Source organism: Bartonella sp. MR30HLJHH (assembly GCF_042194195.1).
Classification (GTDB): Bacteria; Pseudomonadota; Alphaproteobacteria; order Rhizobiales; family Rhizobiaceae; genus Bartonella; species Bartonella grahamii.
Genome location: NZ_JBHIMO010000065.1, coordinates 1 through 1495 on the forward strand (window position 1 = coordinate 1; position 1495 = coordinate 1495).

At 33.8% G+C, this 1495-nt stretch carries 2 protein-coding genes; both read right to left on the reverse strand.

Features of this window, described 5'->3' with window-relative positions; translation table 11 throughout:
- Positions 1–226: 226 nt before the first annotated feature.
- Positions 227–1174: a type IV secretion system protein gene (locus ACFIKR_RS09245; RefSeq protein WP_375659637.1), complete on the reverse strand. Its 948-nt coding sequence runs from the start codon at positions 1172–1174 to the stop codon at positions 227–229.
- Positions 1175–1243: 69 nt separating this feature from the next.
- Positions 1244–1396 (reverse strand): TrwH protein, encoded by a 153-nt coding sequence (locus ACFIKR_RS09250; RefSeq protein WP_375659638.1) that lies wholly within the window; start codon positions 1394–1396, stop codon positions 1244–1246.
- Positions 1397–1495: the final 99 nt, after the last annotated feature.

Consider the following 1495-nt stretch of genomic DNA (forward strand, 5'->3'; position numbering starts at 1 on the left):
GATCAATTTTATTGAAAAGTTGCGTGAACACTGTAAAGTCCATGGAATTCCTCTTTAACGAATTTTCAACTTTTTATCACCTTGAAACATAGATACATGCTAAACGTGTTATTTGCATTTATACATTACCTAAGTATTTGCATTACGATATCTTGGCTTTGATAAAATCTTTGTGCCTCTCTGAATTGTTCGGATAGTACTGAACCTTCTACATTGGCTTTTGTTTTTATCGTATGGTAGGCATCCCCTTTTTTTCATGGTCAAAAATTTTCATATCAAGTTCGCGTCTTTTCCTTTTGATAAGTGATTGCTCAGCATTACGTAAATGCGCTACCATTTCCATCTTTATAAATTCATTTTGGATCATGGTTAACGAACCATCGATATGTGCTTGAAGATCTGCAGTATCTTTCAGGTTTTCTTTTGTTTGAATTTCATCTAATAGATGTTGGAGGTATTTAAAACGATTTTCTACGTTTTCAAAAGTTTCTAAACTTACAGCTTTATCTAGTATCGATGCAAATTGTAAACGCCTTGAAATAGCCTTCCCCATTTGCTCAAAAGTCCCAGAAATTTTGTTTTCTTCCTCTAATACCTTTTGATATGATTCCCTTGAAAGCTTGTCACTCTTATAGAGCAATTCTGGTTCTTTGAGAAAAAAACTAGAAAAGTCTATTTTCTGAGGTGCAGTTTTCTGACCCTTTGTTATAGCTTGATAGGCTTTTTCTGTTTGCGAAAGTTGTTCTTTTTTCAACTCAAGCTGTTTTTTTAAGAGCTCAATAATTTCTCCTTTTTTTAATAGATTAATAATCCCTAGATATTCTGCAGGTGGAGCAGATACAAAAGTTGATTTAGGTACCTGAGTTGTGGGAGATACTGGAGTTGTGTTAGATGGCTTAAAGCCACTAGGTTTGGACGGTATGCGATTTCTCATCGTTCCCAAAGTAGAAAGATCGATTTTAACATCGGGTGGAAGTGCAGGTGGTGGATTATAGCCTTTTGGTGGTTTTTTTGGTCTATAATCTTTGCTTGTACTGAGACCTCCTGACCCCATACCAGGAATTATAGTAATACGGCTATGAGCTCCTCCTTGCTTAGTAACAGTGTCACTTCTTACTAAGTTTGTTGTTCCAAGAAACGCACTAATTGCTATGATAATAATCAGCTTTTGCATATTTTATTCCTTTTAATTTTCACATATTTAGAAAGACTGACCATTATATTATTAACTTCATAAATCAGTTTATGAGATTCCGTTGTCTCCTCGCTTGATTTCGTCAGGGATTGTTTTATTAATAGGCACACGGTTCCTATCATTGGGCTGTTTGAGCTTTGGTGCTAATACACAAGCCGATAAAATGTTTGCAATCAAAATTACAAGAATGATATTTTTCATTTTAATATGACTCTTTTTACCATTATATGCATCTTAATATTTTTTGTCATTATTATAATTTTGACACTAAAGTAAAGTGTATAGTTTGCGATAATTGAT

Coding starts and splice junctions, on each gene's coding strand:
- ACFIKR_RS09245 (WP_375659637.1), bottom strand. CDS start 1,174: ATGCAAAAGCTGATTATTATCATAGCAATTAGTGCGTTTCTTGGAACA.
- ACFIKR_RS09250 (WP_375659638.1), bottom strand. CDS start 1,396: ATGAAAAATATCATTCTTGTAATTTTGATTGCAAACATTTTATCGGCT.